Source organism: Cedecea sp. Ae19-4, assembly GCF_059801165.1.
In genome coordinates this window covers 1,297,269-1,316,686 of the sequence record NZ_JBCHWG010000001.1, presented here as the reverse complement: position 1 = coordinate 1,316,686, position 19,418 = coordinate 1,297,269, and the positions used below count along the sequence as shown (strand labels likewise).

General features: G+C 55.9%; 20 protein-coding genes. 14 read left to right on the top strand and 6 right to left on the bottom strand.

The features are described 5' to 3' along the window. Nucleotides 1-29: 29 nt before the first annotated feature. The gene (locus AAIE02_RS06290; RefSeq protein WP_336980990.1) at nt 30-740 is read right to left on the bottom strand and encodes a YnfC family lipoprotein; all 711 of its coding nucleotides are present in this window, start codon (nt 738-740) and stop codon (nt 30-32) included. Nucleotides 741-846: 106 nt separating this feature from the next. Here AAIE02_RS06290 and AAIE02_RS06285 point away from each other — a divergent pair, with 106 nt between their 5' ends. The 9 genes from AAIE02_RS06285 (at nt 847) to clcB (ending at nt 9,862) form a co-directional block, all read left to right on the top strand. After that, a complete protein-coding gene (locus tag AAIE02_RS06285; protein WP_008459230.1) occupies nt 847-1,119 on the top strand; it encodes a DUF1161 domain-containing protein in 273 nt (90 codons plus the stop codon). A gap of 206 nt (nt 1,120-1,325) precedes the next feature. Continuing rightward, on the top strand, nt 1,326-3,767 hold the full coding sequence (ynfE, locus tag AAIE02_RS06280) for a selenate/tellurate reductase subunit YnfE (protein ID WP_336980988.1): 2,442 nt from the start codon (nt 1,326-1,328) through the stop codon (nt 3,765-3,767). A gap of 90 nt (nt 3,768-3,857) precedes the next feature. Continuing rightward, a complete protein-coding gene (gene dmsD / locus AAIE02_RS06275; protein WP_498532175.1) occupies nt 3,858-4,484 on the top strand; it encodes a Tat proofreading chaperone DmsD in 627 nt (208 codons plus the stop codon). A gap of 312 nt (nt 4,485-4,796) precedes the next feature. Then, nucleotides 4,797-5,513: an osmoprotectant ABC transporter permease OsmY gene (gene osmY, locus AAIE02_RS06270; protein WP_008459233.1), complete on the top strand. Its 717-nt coding sequence runs from the start codon at nt 4,797-4,799 to the stop codon at nt 5,511-5,513. Nucleotides 5,514-5,531: 18 nt separating this feature from the next. Then, nucleotides 5,532-6,437, top strand: coding sequence for a glycine betaine ABC transporter substrate-binding protein (locus AAIE02_RS06265; protein ID WP_008459234.1), 906 nt, complete (start codon nt 5,532-5,534; stop codon nt 6,435-6,437). A 9-nt stretch (nt 6,438-6,446) separates the two neighbouring features. Further along, nucleotides 6,447-7,085 (top strand): osmoprotectant ABC transporter permease OsmW, encoded by a 639-nt coding sequence (gene osmW / locus AAIE02_RS06260; RefSeq protein ID WP_008459235.1) that lies wholly within the window; start codon nt 6,447-6,449, stop codon nt 7,083-7,085. An 11-nt stretch (nt 7,086-7,096) separates the two neighbouring features. Beyond that, nucleotides 7,097-7,294 (top strand): hypothetical protein, encoded by a 198-nt coding sequence (locus tag AAIE02_RS06255; protein ID WP_008459237.1) that lies wholly within the window; start codon nt 7,097-7,099, stop codon nt 7,292-7,294. 33 nt (nt 7,295-7,327) lie between these two features. Beyond that, complete coding sequence (osmV, locus tag AAIE02_RS06250; protein WP_166992781.1) at nt 7,328-8,473, top strand: osmoprotectant ABC transporter ATP-binding protein OsmV; 1,146 nt, start codon at nt 7,328-7,330, stop codon at nt 8,471-8,473. A gap of 96 nt (nt 8,474-8,569) precedes the next feature. Beyond that, the gene (gene clcB, locus AAIE02_RS06245; RefSeq protein WP_498532174.1) at nt 8,570-9,862 is read left to right on the top strand and encodes a voltage-gated ClC-type chloride channel ClcB; all 1,293 of its coding nucleotides are present in this window, start codon (nt 8,570-8,572) and stop codon (nt 9,860-9,862) included. Here the strand turns inward: clcB and bioD are convergent. The 3 genes from bioD to ynfL all read right to left on the bottom strand — a co-directional run bounded on the left by bioD (nt 9,815) and on the right by ynfL (nt 12,879). Further along, nucleotides 9,815-10,510 (bottom strand): dethiobiotin synthase, encoded by a 696-nt coding sequence (gene bioD / locus AAIE02_RS06240; protein ID WP_008459243.1) that lies wholly within the window; start codon nt 10,508-10,510, stop codon nt 9,815-9,817. The genes clcB and bioD overlap by 48 nt on opposite strands. Before the next feature lie 123 nt (nt 10,511-10,633). After that, complete coding sequence (gene mlc, locus AAIE02_RS06235; RefSeq protein ID WP_008459245.1) at nt 10,634-11,851, bottom strand: sugar metabolism global transcriptional regulator Mlc; 1,218 nt, start codon at nt 11,849-11,851, stop codon at nt 10,634-10,636. A gap of 125 nt (nt 11,852-11,976) precedes the next feature. Beyond that, entirely contained in the window at nt 11,977-12,879 is a 903-nt protein-coding gene (ynfL, locus tag AAIE02_RS06230) for a multidrug efflux transcriptional activator YnfL/SxtR(Kp) (RefSeq protein ID WP_336980983.1), read from the bottom strand. Nucleotides 12,880-12,978: 99 nt separating this feature from the next. Between ynfL and ynfM the strand changes: the two genes are divergently transcribed. The 5 genes from ynfM (at nt 12,979) to AAIE02_RS06205 (ending at nt 17,467) form a co-directional block, all read left to right on the top strand. Then, on the top strand, nt 12,979-14,229 hold the full coding sequence (ynfM, locus tag AAIE02_RS06225; protein ID WP_008459250.1) for a multidrug efflux MFS transporter YnfM/SxtP(Kp): 1,251 nt from the start codon (nt 12,979-12,981) through the stop codon (nt 14,227-14,229). A gap of 74 nt (nt 14,230-14,303) precedes the next feature. Further along, nucleotides 14,304-15,788 (top strand): carboxypeptidase M32, encoded by a 1,485-nt coding sequence (locus AAIE02_RS06220; protein WP_498532173.1) that lies wholly within the window; start codon nt 14,304-14,306, stop codon nt 15,786-15,788. Between the two features lie 152 nt (nt 15,789-15,940). Beyond that, nucleotides 15,941-16,366 (top strand): acid resistance repetitive basic protein Asr, encoded by a 426-nt coding sequence (asr, locus tag AAIE02_RS06215; protein WP_008459254.1) that lies wholly within the window; start codon nt 15,941-15,943, stop codon nt 16,364-16,366. Between the two features lie 115 nt (nt 16,367-16,481). Then, on the top strand, nt 16,482-16,562 hold the full coding sequence (ydgU, locus tag AAIE02_RS06210; RefSeq protein ID WP_483862443.1) for a small membrane protein YdgU: 81 nt from the start codon (nt 16,482-16,484) through the stop codon (nt 16,560-16,562). A 98-nt stretch (nt 16,563-16,660) separates the two neighbouring features. Further along, nucleotides 16,661-17,467, top strand: a complete 807-nt coding sequence (locus tag AAIE02_RS06205) for a trypsin-like serine peptidase (RefSeq protein WP_008459256.1) — start codon at nt 16,661-16,663, stop codon at nt 17,465-17,467. 51 nt (nt 17,468-17,518) lie between these two features. On the opposite strand, the gene mrdB is transcribed toward AAIE02_RS06205, so the two are convergent. Beyond that, nucleotides 17,519-18,631 (bottom strand): peptidoglycan glycosyltransferase MrdB, encoded by a 1,113-nt coding sequence (gene mrdB, locus AAIE02_RS06200; protein WP_336980979.1) that lies wholly within the window; start codon nt 18,629-18,631, stop codon nt 17,519-17,521. A gap of 134 nt (nt 18,632-18,765) precedes the next feature. Continuing rightward, nucleotides 18,766-19,407, bottom strand: a complete 642-nt coding sequence (locus AAIE02_RS06195; protein ID WP_336980977.1) for an ATP-dependent Clp protease proteolytic subunit — start codon at nt 19,405-19,407, stop codon at nt 18,766-18,768. Between the last annotated feature and the right edge of the window lie 11 nt (nt 19,408-19,418).

Below are 19,418 nucleotides of genomic sequence, written 5' to 3'. Positions count from 1 at the left end.
GGCATCCGGTATTTGTAACATTGATACGATCAATAATACTCCACCGTATTTTTAATGGTGTAACGGTCCACCTTTGGCGGCGTGACGGAATCATCCGTCATTTCCAGATCGCAGGACAGCGAGTTGTAATGGCGGTCATAGTCACAGCTTTGCTTTGCGACCCCGATGATTTTGCCGTTCAGGCTGGTTGTCGCGCTGTAATCCAGCTTTTTCTTTTTATCGACACCCGCTTTCGCCACGATGGCAAGCTCGCTGTCTTTCGATTTGGTGATTTTCCCCAGCGGATAGCCTTCGCTGTCGTACTCATAGGTCACCAGCACATCTTTGCCTTTGGCGGCGGTCACAAAGTCGTTGTCGTCGGTGTCGTAGCTGATGCCCGCGGCAGGCAGTTCAGCAAGCTGGCATTTCCCCTGCAGCCGAACGCGTTTTTCAAGGCTGACCGCATCAACATAGTAGTTTGCATCGAGCGTCAGCGATGCCCCGCTGTTGTTCTCCAGATCGTGAAATTCCAGCGTGTCGAAGCAGCCTTCTTCCGAAAGCGTACCGCTGACCCTTTTCAAAACCTGACCTTTGTCGTTCATCAGCGTCTGGCTAAAATCCTTTACCGGGCCGCGCATTGGATCGAAATCAAATTCGTTAGAAAAACTGGCCATTTCCGGCGTGTACGCCTGCGGCGACGTCGAGTTATCGCAGCCTACAAGGCTAAAAACCAGCGCACCGAGGGTAATGATTTTCTTCACGTTTTGCCGCTCTCCTGTTTTTATGTCATAACATGATATAAGCAAATACAACACTTTACACTAAAAGCGCTATTCTTAACGTTCAACTCAACATAAGGAAGGGATGATGAAACGTACCGTTTGGTTAAGCACGATACTGCTGATCGCTGCCGCACCGGCGTTGGCCGCACAGGGCAGTTGCGAAAAAGTGAAAGCGGATATTCAGCAGAAAATTGTCAATAACGGCGTGCCTGAGTCAGGTTTCTCGCTCACTATCGTACCTAACGATCAGGCAGACAAAGCCGGCGGCCAGGTCGTCGGCCACTGTGCGAACGACACGCAAAAAATCGTTTATACCCGTATCGCGGGCGGTGCTGCGCCGGAAAATGAACCGCAATAATCCCCTGCAGGGTGCCGGGCACCCTGCTTTCCTTCATCTATTTCCCCTCATCCACCGCAACTTTGACTGGCGTTAATAACGTCTACTCCTAATTAAGTAACACTCTTCCCCCGAGCGCCCCCTGACGGGCAGGCTCAGCAATCACCGAACCACAAAAAATACAAATAATAACGTCTTCCACACGACAAAAAGTCATGGAGAGAGCGATGTCGAACCTCAATCATCCAGGCGGGATTAGCCGCCGCAGCCTGGTAAAATCATCAGCCATTGGCGGCCTGGCCCTCGCCGCAGGCGGCATTTCGCTGCCTTTTGGTATGCGCAGCGCCGCGGCCGCGGTTGCCGACGCCCTGTCGCCGGAAAATAAAGACAAAGTTGTCTGGGGAGCCTGCTCGGTTAACTGCGGCAGCCGCTGCGCCCTGCGGCTGCACGTTCGCGACGAAGAGGTTTACTGGGTTGAAACGGACAATACCGGGCTGGACACCTATGGCGACCACCAGGTTCGCGCCTGCCTGCGCGGGCGCTCCATCCGCCGCAGGATCAACCACCCGGAACGCCTGAATTATCCGATGAAGCGCGTGGGCAAACGGGGCGAAGGTAAATTTGAACGCATCAGCTGGGGCGAAGCGCTGGAGATTGTCAGCCACAGCCTGAAGCAGACCGTTGAAAAATATGGCAACGAAGCGGTCTACATTAATTACTCATCCGGCGTGGTTGGCGGGAATATCACCCGCTCTTCCCCTTACGCCTCGCTGGTCGCCAGGCTGATGAACTGCTACGGCGGTTTTCTGAGCCACTACGGCACCTACAGCACCGCCCAAATTGCCTGCGCCATGCCGTACACCTACGGCAGCAATGACGGCAACAGCACTTCGGATATCGAAAACAGTAAACTGGTCGTCCTGTTCGGCAATAATCCAGCAGAAACGAGGATGAGCGGCGGCGGTATCACTTATTACCTTGAACAGGCTCGCGAACGTTCCAACGCCCGCATGATCGTTATCGACCCGCGCTACACCGATACTGCGGCAGGCCGGGAAGATGAATGGATCCCTATTCGCCCCGGAACGGATGCCGCGCTCGTGGCCGGGCTTGCCCACGTCATGATTAGCGAAAATCTGGTCGACCAGACCTTCCTGGATAAATACTGCGTCGGCTATGACGAGACAACCCTGCCCGCCGATGCCCCACGCAACGGTCACTACAAAGCCTATATTTTAGGTGAAGGCGATGACGGGACAGAGAAAACGCCGCACTGGGCCTCCCGGATAACCGGTATTCCGGTGGACAGAATCATCAAGCTGGCGCGAGAGATTGCGGGTGCAAAACCCGCTTACATTGCCCAAGGCTGGGGGCCGCAGCGCCAGGCCAATGGCGAGTTGACCTCACGCGCCATCGCCATGCTGCCGATCCTGACCGGCAACGTGGGGATTAACGGCGGCAACAGCGGCGCGCGTGAATCCACCTATACCCTCACCATTGAACGTATGCCGGTGCTGGAAAACCCGGTCAAAACGCAGATCTCCTGCTTCAGCTGGACGGACGCCATCACTCGCGGCCCCGAAATGACGGCCAAACGAGACGGCGTGCGCGGGAAAGAGAAGTTGGACGTGCCGATCAAGTTCATCTGGAACTATGCTGGCAACACGATTATTAACCAGCATTCCGACATCAATAAAACCCACGCCATTTTGCAGGACGATAAGCAGTGCGAAATGATTGTGGTGATCGAGAACTTTATGACTTCGTCGGCGAAATACGCCGATATCCTGCTGCCGGACCTGATGACCGTCGAGCAGGAGGACATTATTCCTAACGATTACGCCGGTAATATGGGCTACCTGATTTTCATCCAGCCCGCCACCGCGCCTAAGTTTGAGCGCAAGTCTATCTACTGGATGATGAGCGAAGTGGCTAAACGCTTGGGCGACGAGGTGCATCAGGCCTTCACGGAAGGACGAACCCAGCGCGAGTGGCTGCAATATCTGTACGCGAAAATGCTGGCGAAAGACCCGGCGCTGCCTGCTTATGAAGATCTGCGGGCGATGGGCATTTACAAGCGCAAAGATCCGGCTGGCCATTTTGTGGCTTACAAAAAATTCCGCGAAGATCCTCAGGCCAACCCACTCAAAACGCCGTCCGGGAAAATTGAAATCTACTCCAGCAAGCTCGCCGGAATTGCCGCCAGCTGGGAGCTGGAAAAAGATGAAACCATCAGTCCGCTGCCGGTGTATGCCTCGACGTTTGAGGGCTGGGACTCTCCGCAGCGCAGCGAGTTTCCCCTCCAGCTGTTTGGTTTCCACTACAAATCCAGGACCCACTCAACCTACGGCAACATTGACGTCCTGCAGGCCGCCGCGCGTCAGGAAGTCTGGATTAATCCGCTCGACGCAAAACGTCGCGGCATTGCCAACGGTGACAAAGTCAGCGTGTTTAACGGGCGCGGTGAAGTGCATATTGAGGCGAAGGTCACCCCGCGCATCATGCCTGGCGTTACCGCTATGGGCCAGGGCGCCTGGCATGACGCCGACATGAACGGCGACCGCATTGACCACGGCGCCTGCATTAATACGCTAACCACGCACCGCCCTTCACCGCTGGCAAAAGGCAACCCGCAGCATACCAATCTGGTTGAAATTAAGAAGATTTAAGCGTGATGGCAAAGGCTTATCGCTTTGCCTGTATTCACCCGGCTCCAGCGACGTGCAGCGGAGCCGGGTGCCCGACGAAAAGGAATGAAAATGCTCTCTGAACAACAACGCCTGTCGGCGATAGCCCTTAGCGGCCGGGTGCTCGGAGCCCTGTTTTATCATGCCCCCAACCACCCGGACAGCGCCGCGCTGATGGCGATGCTTGCCGCACCGGGCTGGGTGAGCGAATGGCCGTTCCAGACCCCAACGCTGGCGGCAGTTGCGCCTCTCATGGCTGCAGGCCTGGCGGATCAGGCCACGCCGATAAACGAAGAGTTCCAGCGCCTGTTCATCGGCCCTTATGCGCTGCCGGCCCCGCCGTGGGGCTCGGTCTATCTCGACAAAGAAAATGTGCTGTTTGGCGACTCGCTGCTTGAGCTTCGCCAGTGGATGCGGACCCAAGACTTTGCCCCACAGACGGAACAAAACGAGCCTGAAGATCATTTTGGCTTAATGCTGATGCTGGCGGCCTGGCTGGCCGACCAGGGGCTGCGGCAGCCGTTGGATGAGCTGCTGGCCTGGCATCTGCTGCCCTGGGCCGAACGTTATCTGAGCCTGTTAACCGAAAACACAGCGAATGATTTCTATCGTGGCCTGGGCGAGCTGGCAAAACTGACCCTCTCAGGCTGGCAAAACGGCATGTTGATGCCCGTCGCCAGCAAAGAACTACATTTCTAAGAATCCTGGGCTTTCAGGAAGCCGGACGCATCCGGTTTCCTGAAAAAACGAGGATTTCTGCACTCCGTGAATGTGACAACGTCACCTTACGTTAACATTTTTAAGACAAATCTTTACTTTTCATCCACAGGCCAGATGCCATAAGGCCTGAGCATCAGTTTATCGACTGAATCATTAGCCTCTTAATTGTCCCTTAAACTGGAATCCTTCCCGCTGCGTTGCTATAGCTCCAGACACCCTGCCGACACATGGCATAACAACAGGCCGCCTCCCCGGCGGCGATAACGCGTGCACACAGGGAGACACACTGCAATGCAAAACGCATCCTTCGCAACACGGTTCTTACTTGGGCTAGTGGCGTTGATTTTAGTGCTTGCTCTGGTGGTTTGGGGCATCGGCCTCGACACACTGAAAGCCCGGCAGGTCGATTTACTCTATCTCGGGCAGCAGCACCTGATTCTGGTGTTCAGCTCAATGGCACTCGCCCTGCTGGTCGGTATCCCCAGCGGAATATTGCTCAGCCGCCCTGCGGCTCGCCGCTGGGCCGAGTACGTCATGCAGATTTTTAATATCGGCAACACGCTGCCGCCGCTGGCGGTGTTAGCTCTGGCGATGGTGATTATCGGCATTGGCGACAAACCGGCGATCGTCGCCCTGTTTCTTGCCTCACTGCTTCCGATTGTCCGTAATACCTATGCCGGGCTTTGCAGCGTTCCTCCGTCACTGATAGAAGCCGCCAATGGGATTGGCATGACCAAATTCCAGCGGCTGCGTCAGGTGGAGATCCCCAACGCCTGGCCGGTGATCCTGTCCGGCGTGCGGATTGCCACCGCCATCAACGTCGGCACCGCCCCGCTGGCCTTTCTTATCGGCGCGAGCAGCTACGGAGAGCTTATTTTCCCGGGGATTTACCTGAACGATTTCCCAACGCTGATACTCGGCGCCGTGGCGACGGCCCTGTTTGCGCTCATCCTCGACTTAGCGCTTGCCAGCCTGGGGCGGGTGCTCAGCCCCCACACCGCCCAATAACAACAATAAGGAGCGTGTATGAAACTGCTTTCACGGATGCTAACTACGGCGTTTGCCGCAGCCTCCCTTATCGCCACCCAGGCCCAGGCCGCACCACTGATTCTGGCGACCAAAAGCTTTACCGAGCAGCATATTCTGTCGGCCATGACCACGCAGTATCTGGCTAAAAAGGGCTTTCAGGTGACGCCGCAGACCAACATTGCCACCGTAATTTCCCGCAATGCGATGATCAACAAGCAGATTGATATGACCTGGGAGTACACCGGCACCTCGCTGATTATCTTTAACCACATTAATCAGCGAATGACGCCGGAAGAGTCGTACAACACGGTCAAAAAACTGGACGCAAAGCTGGGCCTCGTCTGGCTTAAACCCGCGGAGATGAACAACACTTACGCCTTTGCCATGAAGCGCGAACGGGCAGAAAAAGAAGGCATTACCACAATGTCGCAGCTGGTGGAGCGCATCGAACATGTGCGCCAGACCGACCCAAAACATAACTGGATGCTGGGCCTGGATCTGGAGTTTGCCGGGCGCAGCGACGGCCTGAAGCCGCTGCAGCAGGTGTACAACATGCCGCTGGACCGCCCGCAAATTCGCCAGATGGACCCCGGCCTTGTCTATAACGCCATCCGCGACGGGTTTGTTGATGCCGGTCTGATCTACACCACCGACGGGCGTATGAAGGGCTTTGACCTGAAAGCGCTGGTGGACGATAAGGGCTTCTTCCCAAGTTACGCTGTCACGCCCGTGGTGCGTAAAGACGTGCTGGACTCGCATCCTGGCCTTGAGGCGGCGCTGAACACCCTATCGTCCGAGCTGAACAATGAGGTGATAACAACCCTGAACGCTAAAGTTGATATCGACCATGAAACCCCGCAGCAGGTGGCCCGTGAATTCCTGCAGCAGAAAGGCTTGCTCTGAGGAGGTATCGTGGAAACGTTACATTATATGATTGATAACGCAGGGTATATTGGCTCTCTCACCCTGCATCACCTGTGGCTGGTGCTGATCGCCGTCGGCCTGGCAATCCTGATTGGCGTGCCGCTGGGCATTCTTATCGTGCGCCATAAATGGCTTGCAACGCCAATACTCGGTTTTGCCACTATTTTGCTCACCATTCCGTCCGTGGCGCTGTTTGGCCTGATGATTCCCCTGTTTTCGCTGATCGGTCAGGGTATTGGCGTAGTCCCTGCGGTGACGGCGGTGTTCCTGTATTCGCTGTTGCCGATTGTCCGCAATACCCACACCGCGCTGGACAGCCTGCCGCCGGGGTTACGTGAGGCCGGGCGAGGCATCGGGATGACGTTTTGGCAGCGCCTGCGCTGGGTGGAAATTCCTATGGCGCTGCCGGTGATTTTTGGCGGAATTCGAACCGCGGTGGTGATGAACATTGGCGTCATGGCCATTGCCGCCGTCATTGGCGCGGGCGGTCTGGGCTTGCTGCTGCTTAACGGTATTGGCGGGAGTGATATCCGCATGCTCATTGCCGGGGCGGTGATGATCTGCCTGTTAGCCATCGTGCTCGACTGGCTGCTGCATCGTCTGCAGCTGCATTTCACTAAATGGTAAAAGAGGCCGCTATGCGTTTTATCCCACTCTGCATACTTTCAACGCTGGCGCTGCTGACCGCCTGCTCTTCCCGGCCAGCGCCAGAACCGCCTCAGGACACCCCAGAGTGCATGAACTATCGCCATATGATGACCGCACCTATGCTGCCGGACGCGGTACAGCGTCTGAAACAAAAGTGTGAAGACTCCCGCCGCAAGCTTATGAATTAAGGCGCTGAGACCAGCGCCAAAGAGGATCCGATAATGATAAAACTTGAAAACCTCACGCGACAATTTGTACAGAAAAACGGGCAGACTTTTAACGCTGTCGATAACGTCAGCCTGAACGTGCCAGAAGGTGAAATGTGCGTGCTGCTCGGCCCTTCCGGCTGCGGTAAAACCACCACCCTGAAAATGATCAACCGCCTGATAAAACCCACCGGCGGCAAGATTTTAATCAACGGCCAGGACACCAACGATCTGGATTCCGTCACACTGCGCCGCAATATCGGCTACGTTATCCAGCAAATCGGCCTGTTCCCGAACATGACAATTGAAGAGAATATCACTGTTGTGCCACGTATGCTGGGCTGGGACAAAGCGCGCTGTAAAGCACGTGCCCAGGAGTTGATGAGCATGGTCGCCCTCGATCCTAACCGCTTCCTCAACCGCTATCCGCGCGAAATGTCTGGCGGCCAGCAGCAGCGTATCGGGGTGATCCGAGCCCTGGCGGCGGATCCTCCGGTGCTGCTGATGGATGAACCTTTTGGCGCGGTTGACCCGATCAACCGCGAAACCATTCAGAACGAGTTTCTGGAGATGCAGCGCCAGTTGAAGAAAACGGTAATGCTGGTCAGCCACGATATCGACGAGGCGCTGAAGCTTGGCGACCGGATTGCCGTCTTCCGCCAGGGTAAAATTGTGCAGTGCGCCAGCCCTGACGAGCTGCTGGCGAAACCGGCCAATGACTTCGTCGGCTCGTTTGTTGGCCAGGACCGCACGCTGAAGCGCCTCCTGTTGGTGCAGGCCGGAGACGTAACCGACCAGCAGCCGACCATTACGGCTCGTGAATCCACGCCGCTGGCGGAAGCTTTCGCCACCATGGATGACAACGACATGCGTTCCATCACCGTCGTTGACGCCGGAGGTAAACCGCTGGGCTTCGTTAAGCGGCGTGAAGCGCGAGGCGCGACGGGCACTTGCACCGACCTCCTTCACCCGTTCCGCGTCACCGGCCGCGCGGAGGAAAACTTGCGCATCGTGCTTTCTAAGCTCTATGAGCACAACATGGTCTGGATGCCGATAACCGATGAAGATGGCCGCTACAGTGGCGAAATTTCGCAGGATTATATTGCCGATTATCTCAGCTCGGGCCGCACCCGTCGGGCGCTGAATATCCAACAAAGTTAATCAATCCTATGCGCTGCTTTGTGGCGGCGCATTTTCCTTTGAGCTTAGCGACGTTCTCCCCCACAATAGCGCCATTCTTTCGCCATCTTATGCGCTATGCACCGAATACAAGCCTTGCCTGACATCAGAGTGATGCTTCCCCGACTGGTGATTGCGGTCTTCATTGGCCTGGCTTCCGCGCTGGTGGTCTGGCTATTTCGGCAGGCCATGTACCTGCTTGAAAACGTCTTCCTCGGCGATCACGGCGGCAGCCTGGTTGCAGCCGCTGCGGCACTCGAACCCTGGCGACGCGTCCTGACGCCTGCCGCAGGTGGCCTGCTGGCCGGGCTTTTGCTGTGGAGCTGGCAACGAGCCACTCGCCAACGCCCTTCTGCCCCCACCGACTATATGGAAGCCATCGAAACCGGCGATGGTCGTCTGGACGTGCCGTCCAGCCTGGTGAAGTCCGCCGCTTCGCTGATAGTCGTCGCCAGCGGGAGCGCAATAGGACGCGAAGGGGCGATGATTCTGCTGGCAACGGTTTTTGCTTCGCTGTTTGCCCAGCGCTTTACTCCGGACAAAGAGTGGAAGCTGTGGGTCGCCTGCGGCGCGGCTGCGGGGATGGCGAGCGCCTATCATGCACCGCTGGCGGGCAGCCTGTTTATTGCGGAAATTCTGTTTGGCTCACTGATGCTTGCCTCGCTGGGGCCGGTGGTGATTGCCGCCGTCAGCGCCCTATTGATGACGCATTTGCTGAACGGCGGGCAGGCTCCGCTGTATATCGTCACGCTTCTTGATCCCCCTCAGCCTTCGCATTATGGGCTAATGGCGCTGCTCGGCTTAACCGCGGGCGTGCTCGGGCCGCTAATTCTCTGGCTGCTGGCGCGAAGCAGCGCGCTGTTTCGTTCACTTAAGCTGTCGCCGCCGCTGCAGCTGGCGCTCGGCGGGCTGATTGTCGGCCTGCTTTCGCTGGTCACCCCGACGGCATGGGGCAACGGCTACAGCGTGGTGCAGTCGTTTCTTTCCAGCCCGCCTGCGCTGCTGTTTGTCGGTGGCGTGCTGCTGTGCAAACTGCTGGCGGTGATGGCAAGCAGCGGCTCCGGCGCGCCGGGCGGCGTATTTACGCCCACGCTGTTTATGGGGGCGGCACTGGGCATGCTGTTTGGCCAGGTTTGTGGCCTGTGGGGCGGCGGTGAACCGCTGATGATCCTGCTGGGGCTGACGGGAATGGCGTCTTTGCTGGCGGCCACGACGCACGCGCCGATCATGGCGACGCTGATGATTTGTGAAATGACCGGGGAGTTTACGCTGCTCCCCGGCCTGCTGCTGACCTGCGTGATAGCCTCAACGCTTTCGCGCTGGCTACGCCCGCAGTCGGTCTACCGTCAGAGCGCTACGCAGCCGGGTTAGGTCGATATAGGCTCCCAGCTCACGCTGTTCGGCCCGGGGCAGGTACGGCAGTTCACCGACCAGCGGCCCCGGCAGTTTTTTGCTCAACACCTCGATAATTTCCGCGTAGTGCGCAAGGCCTGGGTTGATACGGTTCGCGACCCAACCAATAAACGGCAGCCCGTCGTTGGCAATCGCCTGCGCCGTCAGCAGCGCATGGTTGATGCACCCTTCCTGAATCCCCACCACCAGCAGCACCGGCAGCTGCTCTTGTACCACCCAGTCCGACAGCGGGCGAAGATCGTTCATCAGGCTGCGCCAGCCGCCCGTGCCTTCGACGACGACGTGGTCCATTTGGTCGGCCAGCCTTTGCAGGCCGCTCGACAGCAGCGAGTAGTTAATCGGCCCGTGATGGCTGATGCTGCTCTCTTCTTCGCTGAGCGCGATAGGATTGATCGCTTCATAGGGCAGTTTAATCGTGGAGACGCTTTGCAGTACCAGCGCATCTTTATTGCGCAGCCCGTCTGGCGTCTCTTTACTGCCCTTCGCGACCGGCTTGTAGCCAACGACGCTTTTCCCGCTGGCCGACAGCGCCTGCAGTAAGGCTCGTGACACCACCGTCTTCCCTACGGCAGTATCCGTACCCGTTATAAAGAAACGCTTAAGCATGGCTGTCTCCCGAGGTAATGCTAGCCAGATAAATAAAGAGAAAAACTAACGCGGGAAAGTCTAAAAGAATGGCGCTGTAGCCAGATTGAGATAGCGCAATTTTTGGTGAATCAGGGCCGAAGATTAGCCCTGCAGCAGACGAATTAATAAAGAGCCGTTATACATTGCATCTTTTACCAGCGCCGCGCCGGCCATGGTGCCTCGGTTATCAAACTGCGTCCCTTCAACCACCGTATGACTGCTATAGGCGGGTAATGCCTGCTGGCGAATACAGTCCGTAATCGCAGGGTGAAGGATGGCGGCGGCGCGGTTAAGCGGTGAACCGATAAGAATTTTTTGAGGATTAAACAGATTAACCATGATGGCCAGAATACGCCCCACGTTTTGCCCGACGCCGATAATAATATCTTTTGCCAGCAGATCTCCGCTTAACGCGGCGTCGCACAGGGATTCCACGCTCAGCGGCTGGCCGTGTAACATTGAGCCCATTGACTGGCTCATACGCTGCTGCGCCAGCTCCAGCACGCTTTCGACGCTGGCAATGGTTTCAAGGCAGCCGTGGTTGCCGCAGTAGCAGCGTTTTCCGTAAGGATCGACCTGCGTGTGGCCAATTTCCACCAGGCTGCTGCTGCCCGCGTGAAGCAAACGCCCATCGGTGATAACGCCTGCGCCAACGTTGTGATCAATCACCACCTGAATCACATCTCTTGCGCCCTGAGAAGCACCAAACAGCCCTTCTGCCATGGTCCAGGCGCTGATATCGTGCTGGATAAAGACCGGGACGCCGGTGTGATTGCCCAGCGCCTCGCCCAGCGGCATATCGCAGACATCGTAGAACGGCATGCGATGAATAACACCATGAACGGTATCAATGATGCCCGGTAGCGTAATGGCGATGGCGGTCAGGCGTTCAAGCTTTTGCTGATGGCGAATAAAGAACTGATCGACCTGAAAGATGATGCGTTCCAGTAAAGGCTGCGGGTCGTCCGTCGGCAAGTCTACCGTGTCTTCCACCACCAGTTTGCTGCTAAGGTCGCGCAGTCCCAGTGAAATTTCACCGCGGCTCAGGCGAATTGAGAGGTAATGCCAGGCTTCTGTTTCAAGCATTAAGCCCACCGCGGGGCGACCACGGCTGCCGGGGTCCTGAATCTCCGTTTCCTGTACCAGATGCGCCTCAAGCATTTCCCGCACAATCTTAGTGATACTGGCCGGAGCCAGCTGCGCCAGGCGGGAAAGATCGATTCGCGACACCGGACCGTGGGTATCAATCAAACGATAAACAACGCCGGCATTGGTCTGTTTAATCTGATCGATATGGCCCGGTTGACTATCAGCAACCACGTGGTACTCCCTTTATTTTCGCGCTTCGAAATAAACTTTTAGGCTATGGTGAAACACTTCAAGTGGGGTCGTCAAATATTTACGTAGGGTTGTGATTTACCGCACATATTCCCGCCACATTTGGCCTATTTTAACGCCCATGAGGCCTCAGTCAGCAGCGCCGAGATTCGCTTCGCTGCTTCCGATAATTCCCGATGCTTTGGCCAGACCAGCCACAGCTCAGACTGTGCCTCTGGCTCGTCAATGGGGAGCCAAACCACATCACTCAGGCGAATGCGCTGGAACGAAGCTGGCAGGATGGAAACCCCCAGCCCGGCAGACACCAACCCAATGATCGTCATCGCCTCGCCAACTTCCTGGGTGATGTACGGCACGATGTTATAGCGGCGGAGCAGCCCAACAATGTCGTCGTAAAGCCCGGTGCCTACGTGTGGGTCAAAGAAAACAAACGGCTCCTGAGCAAGCTGTGTCAGCGATATCGAACGGCTGCCTGCCAGCGGATGATCGCGATGCACCATCGCCAGCAGCGGTTCACGCAGGATGAGCGTCCAGTTCAGGGTATCCGGCAGACGCGTATTGCGCATCAATCCCAGCTCAAGCTCGCCCTCATTCAGGGGAGCAATTTGTTCCCGGGTGTTCACTTCCCGCATCTGAAGATGCACGTCAGGGTAGCGCTTGCGAAAGCGAGACAGGCTGTCAGAAACGGCCTTAATAAACGGTGCTGATGAGGTAAAGCCAATGCGCAGCTCGCCGGTTTCGCCCTGATGCAGCCGGGCAGCACGCGCGGCTGCGGCATCCACCTGGCCGAGAATTTGCCTGGCATCAGAGAGAAACTGCTGGCCGGCTGCGGTGAGGTTAACGCTGCGGTTGGTGCGCGCCAGCAGGCGAGCGCCGATTTGCTCTTCAAGGATCTGAATTTGCTGGCTAAGAGGCGGCTGGGAGATCCGCAGCCGTGCCGCCGCCCGGCCAAAATGCAGCTCTTCGGCAACGGCGATGAAATAGCGCAGGTGGCGCAGCTCGATATTCATATGTTTAAAGTATCATTTGAGATTATTAATATATTAGACATAACATTTACACTTTTCTACTCTGTAAAAAATAAGTTAACACCTGCGTAAGGATCTCCCTTGAGTCGTACAACTACCGTCAGCACAGCCCCGACAGAGGATGTTGACGAAAGCCGGTCTGCCCCTTCTGTCAGCTATATCAAACGCGGTACCCCTCAGTTTATGCGCGTCACGCTGGCGCTGTTTTCCGCCGGGCTGGCTACCTTTGCCCTGCTCTATTGCGTCCAGCCTATTTTACCGGTGCTCTCTCATGAATTTGGCGTCAGCCCGGCAAGCAGCAGTATTTCGCTATCGGTTTCTACCGCCATGCTGGCTATCGGGCTGCTGTTTACCGGCCCGCTGTCGGACGCCATTGGCCGTAAACAGGTCATGGTTACGGCTCTGCTGCTGGCTTCCTGCTGTACTTTGTTGTCAACGCTGATGACCAGCTGGCACGGCATTTTGATCATGCGCGCGCTCATCGGCCTTTCCCTTAGCGGCGTTGCTGCCGTGGGCATGACCTACCTCAGCGAGGAGATGCACCCGAGCGTGGTGGCGTTTTCGATGGGCCTGTACATCAGCGGGAACTCAATCGGCGGAATGAGCGGCCGCCTGATCACCGGGGTACTCACCGACTTCTTTACCTGGCGCGTGGCCGTCGCGGCTATCGGCTGTTTTGCCCTTGCCTCAGCGCTGATGTTCTGGAAGATTCTGCCGCAGTCGCAGCATTTTCGCGCCTCCAGCCTTCGCCCTAAAACGCTGTTTATTAACTTCCGCCTGCACTGGCGGGACCAGGGGTTACCGCTGCTGTTTGCGGAAGGCTTCCTGCTGATGGGGGCGTTTGTCACCCTCTTTAACTACATTGGCTACCGCATGATGGAAGCCCCATGGTTTCTGAGCCAGGCGGTGGTGGGCCTGCTGTCCGTCGCCTATCTGACCGGGACATGGAGCTCACCTAAAGCAGGCGCCATGACCGCGAAATATGGCCGCGGCCCCGTGCTGATTGGCTTCACGGCCATTATGTTCCTTGGTTTGACGCTGACCGTTTTCTCCTCGCTTATCGTTATTTTTGCCGGGATGCTGCTGTTCTCCGCCGGTTTCTTTGCCGCCCATTCGGTTGCCAGCAGCTGGATTGGGCCACGCGCACGTCGGGCCAAAGGCCAGGCTTCGTCTCTGTATTTGTTCAGCTATTACCTGGGCTCCAGCCTGGCAGGTACCCTTGGCGGCGTGTTCTGGCACCAGTTTGGCTGGAACGGCGTGGCGGCGTTTATCGGCTCGCTGCTGCTGGTCGCCCTGCTGGTTGCCACTCGTTTGCACCATAAGGCGCACTAACCTGCTGCCGCTCTCGTGTTCAGGCAAGCTTAATGCTATTTTCTTTGGCGTTAACAACCTGTTCACGAGGCCATATGGAAAAGCAAAACTATAATCACCTGACCCGTACCTTCCAGCGTCTGTCCCGGTTTGATCATCTGTCAGCCATTGCCGGCTGGGACATGTCCACCATGATGCCCGCTAACGGTAGCCAGGCGCGCGGCGAGGCTCTCGCTGAACTCAGCGTGCTTAAGCACCAGATCCTGACCGACAAGAAAATTGCCACCCTGCTCCAGGCCGCAGCTCAGGAAGATCTGAACGATGTGGAGCGTGCCAACCTGCGTGAAATGACTCGCCACTACCAGGAAGCAGTGCTGCTTCCGGATGCGTTAGTAGAAGAGAAATCGCTGGTAGGTACGCGCTGTGAGCACGGCTGGCGTACCCAGCGCCCGGCGAACGACTGGCAGGGTTTCTCCGCGAACCTGAAGGAAGTCGTTCGCGTCAGCCGCGAAGAGGCACGTCTGCGCGCAGAGGCAAAAGGCATTTCCCGCTATGATGCGCTGCTGGACATCTATGAACCCGGCATGACCAGCGCCAAGCTCGACGTATTGTTTGGCGATCTGCGCGGCTGGCTGCCGGATCTGCTCCAGAAGGTGGTTGATAAGCAATCCAAAGAAAAAATGCTGACGCCACAGGGCCCTTTCGCCACCGAAACCCAGCGTCAGCTCGGGCTGGATACTATGGCGCTGCTCGGCTTTGACTTTAACGGCGGCCGCCTTGACGTCAGCGCGCATCCCTTCTGCGGCGGCGTGCCTGAAGATGTGCGAATCACGACTCGCTATAACGAAGAAGAGATGTTCAGCTCGCTGTTTGGCGTGATTCATGAAACCGGCCACGCCCGCTATGAGCAAAACCTGCCCCGGGAATGGCTCGGCCAGCCCGTTGCGCTGGCGCGTTCTACCGCCATTCATGAATCCCAAAGCCTGTTCTTTGAAATGCAGCTTGGGCGCAGCGCGCCGTTTCTGAAACTGCTGTTACCCAAAGTGATTGAGCGTTTTGGTCCGCAGCCGGCGTTCGAGCTGAACAATTTTATCAACGTCAACCAGCAGGTAGAACGCGGCTATATTCGCGTCGATGCCGATGAAGTGAGCTACCCGGCGCACGTCGTGCTGCGGTATGAAATTGAACGGGCGCTGATCGACGGTGATATCGAGGTGGATGACATTCCGGCGCTGTGGAATGAGAAGATGCAGTCCTGGCTGGGCCTGTCCACCGAAGGCAATTACCGCCACGGCTGTATGCAGGATATTCACTGGACTGACGGCGCTTTCGGCTACTTCCCGTCCTACACCCTGGGCGCGATGTACGCGGCGCAACTCTTTAGCGCGGCATCACGCGCGCTGCCGGACCTGGAGCAGGCAATCGCCAGCGGGAATTTCACCCCCTTATTTGACTGGTTGAAGCAAAATATCTGGCAGCACGGCAGCCGTTTCACCACCTCACAGCTGATAACCAACGCCACCGGAGAAGATCTTAACCCGTTGTATTTCCGCAAACATTTAGAATCACGTTACCTGTAATCCCCTCACGCCGGGTCGTCTGTACCCGGCGTTGTACATTACGTTACATGCCGATACCAATCACTCACTGAACACTTTGATTCCCCAGCCTATAGTTCATTTCAACGGCCCCGCAGTGGGGTTGACACACAAACAAATTCGAGGATGTCGAAATGAAAAAAGTATTAGCTCTGGTTGTTGCCGCTGCTATGGGTCTGTCTTCTGCCGCTTTCGCTGCTGACACCACCGCTACCGCTCCAGCTGCTGCTCCAGCAACCACCGCTGCTGCTCCTGCTGCTAAAGCGCCAGCTGCAAAAGTAACGCATCACAAGAAACACAAAAAAGCTGCCGCTCAGAAAGCTCAGGCTGCTAAAAAGAAACACAAAAAAGCCGCTAAACCAGCCACCGAGCAGAAAGCTCAGGCTGCTAAAAAGCACCACAAAAAAGCAACCAAACCAGCGGCTCAGAAAGCCCAGGCTGCTAAAAAACACCACAAAAAAGCAGTAAAACCAGCTGCACAGAAAGCTCAGGCTGCTAAAAAACACGTGAAAAAACATCACAAAGCCGCTGCTAAACCAGCTGCACAGCCAGCAGCATAAGTTAAACGGGGCGACCCGTTAGCTTGAAGCGTTTACATAAACACCCGGCTTGCCGGGTGTTTTATTAGGAATAAGGCACAGCCTTTAGCACGTACTTATTTCTGGAGTGCGGATAATGTTGCGACGCTACAGTTTCGAGTTAATCCTCGCCCTGCTGATCATCTGCGGTATTATTACGCTGAGCTTCTGGCTCTGATAGCGTAGTCTGCTGTTTTCACTCCCACTTTCGGTCCGTTCCGACTATAGTTACTGCATCTATAAAAACCATAATTATTAGCCCCTTCAGAGAGAGCTATGCGCAAAAGTGTTGTGTTGTTTTTAGGAGCATTGATCCTTTTACCTCAACTCGTTCACGCGGACGAAGACGACAGCCCGGCGAACGTTAAAACACTGTTCTTCGGCAAAGATGACCGTATTCGCGTGACCAACCCTGAGGACGCCCCCTGGGATGCCATTGGCCAGTTGGAAACCGCCAGCGGCAACTTATGTACCGCCACCCTGATTTCACCGCATCTGGCCTTAACTGCCGGGCACTGCCTGCTGCAGCCACCGCGTGGTAAGGCAGACAAAGCCATCGCCCTGCGCTTTATTTCCCACAAAGGGCAATGGCGCTATGAGATCCATGATATCGAAGGCCGCGTGGACAAGTCCCTCGGTCGCCGCCTTAAGCCGGACGGTGACGGGTGGCTGGTTCCGTCTAACGCAGCGCCTTACGATTTTGGCCTGATTATTATCCGTAATCCGCCTTCAGGTATCACGCCACTGCCGCTGTTTACCGGCGACAAAGACGCGCTAACCGAAGCATTAAAGGCGCAGGATCGCAAAGTGACGCAGTCCGGCTATCCGCTGGATCATCTCGACGACCTGTATACCCACAGCAACTGTCTGGTGACGGGCTGGGCGCAAGCGTCCGTGCTGTCGCACCAGTGCGATACGCTCCCCGGCGATAGCGGTTCACCGCTGTTGCTGAAAACCGATCAGGGCTGGCAACTGATTGCGGTGCAAAGTTCCGCCCCGGCAGCCAAAGACAGATACAGAGCTGACAACCGCGCCATCTCAGTCACCGGCTTCCGCGACAGACTGGAAGCGCTGGCACAATAAGCGCTCAACCCGATACCGTCGGGCACCGTAGCAATAACGGTTGCCCGGCAGCTAAACATTTTTTGACATCATCTTGCGGTGCGTATGTATTGACATAATGATGCCAAACCCGGCCATTAGCACAATCAGCGCCGAGCCTCCGTAGCTTATTAACGGCAGCGGAACACCTACTACCGGCAAGATTCCGCTGACCATACCGATGTTCACAAACACATAAACGAACAAAATCAGTATCAGGCTGCCGACAACCATGCGGCCAAAAAGCGTCTGAGCCTGAGCGGCGATGATCAACCCGCGCATAATCACCAGCAGATACAGCGCCAGCAGCACTAAAATGCCGATAAAGCCCAGTTCTTCCGCCAGAACGGCAAACACAAAGTCGGTGTGCCGCTCCGGTAAAAACTCCAGCTGCGACTGTGTGCCGTGCAGCCAGCCTTTCCCTACCATACCGCCAGAACCAATAGCAATTTTTGACTGAATAATGTGATAGCCCGCCCCACGCGGATCGCGGGTCGGATCCAACAGCATCATGATGCGTTCACGCTGATAGTCATGCATAAGAAAGAACCACAGCACCGGAATGAATACCGCAATCAGCGCGGCAGCGGCGGCGATAATCCGCCAGCTAATGCCGGACAGGAACAACACGAAAAGACCGGATGTGGCCACCAGAACGGCGGTCCCGAGGTCGGGCTGCATCGCAATAAGCAAGGTGGGAACAAAAATCAGCGCCAGGGCGATGGCGGTATGTTTCAGCGATGGAGGACAGGGATTGTGATTGATAAACCGCGCCACCATCAGCGGGACGGCAATCTTTGCGATTTCAGAAGGCTGGAAGCGGATAACGCCGAGATCCAGCCAGCGCTGAGCCCCTTTACTGATTTGCCCGATGCTATCCACCATTAGCAGTAAAATCACGCACAGGGCAAAGAGCCAGGGGGCGGATCTTTCATAAAAGCGAGGAGGGATTTGCGCCATGGCGATCATCACGATGAGCCCCATCGCTATCTGCCCGGCTTTGCGCTCCATCATCCCAGGCTCCTGGCCGCTGGCGCTCCACATCACAAACGCGCTGTAGGCAAGCAGCAGCATAATCAACAGCAGCAGCGAAGCATCAAGATGAATCTTTAGCCAAAACATTCTTTTCTGATGAATATTTTCCATGTAATACCTCTGCCACCACAAGGTAATTCAGGCATGGTTCCTGATATATTCACGGGACAAACTAGCGGATTGCCCTCAGCGTTATTTCCATATCCACATCATGACCCGATAGTTTACCCGGTAATATTTGACTATTAATTTGAGCTGCTGGTGATAGCGTAGCTGTAGTTGGCCGGAATTATTTTTTTATCCACGGAGGATATTAACCCTATGGCCATTGCTTCACTGGGAGAATAGTTTGTAAGGTTATACTCGCTATGCAGTATCTCGGCTATTTTGGCATCATCAAGTTTTGTACATGCCCGATACGTTTTTTTAAACATCTCATTGAAACGACGTGTTTCTTTTTCAAGGTAAGCCACATCTGCTGGCCTGACATCTCCCTGATGTGAGATAGAGGCCGGGTGCAGGAACAGGCTGCCTTCAGGCAATGAGCGCCTGTCGTCTGCGGCGCAAAACATGATCGTTGCTGAAGAGCCGACGGTGGACATAGCCACGGTTGTTACGGGGATAGCAGAGCTTCTGACGGCAGCGGCGGCCATCAAGCCCGCATCCATATCACCGCCATAGCTATTGATGTAGAGATAAATTCTTTCTACATCATTATTTTTATTAACTTCATCAAAAGCGCTGACCAGCCTCGATACGGCGGAAGGTTGCATTTCTCCGGTATAATAAATTTTGGCTATTTTATTTTTATCTTCCACTGGCTGCGCTGCAGCAAATGAAGAATACGAAATTAACACTGTAATGATCAGGTGTATTGCGGCTTTCACATGTCTCTCCT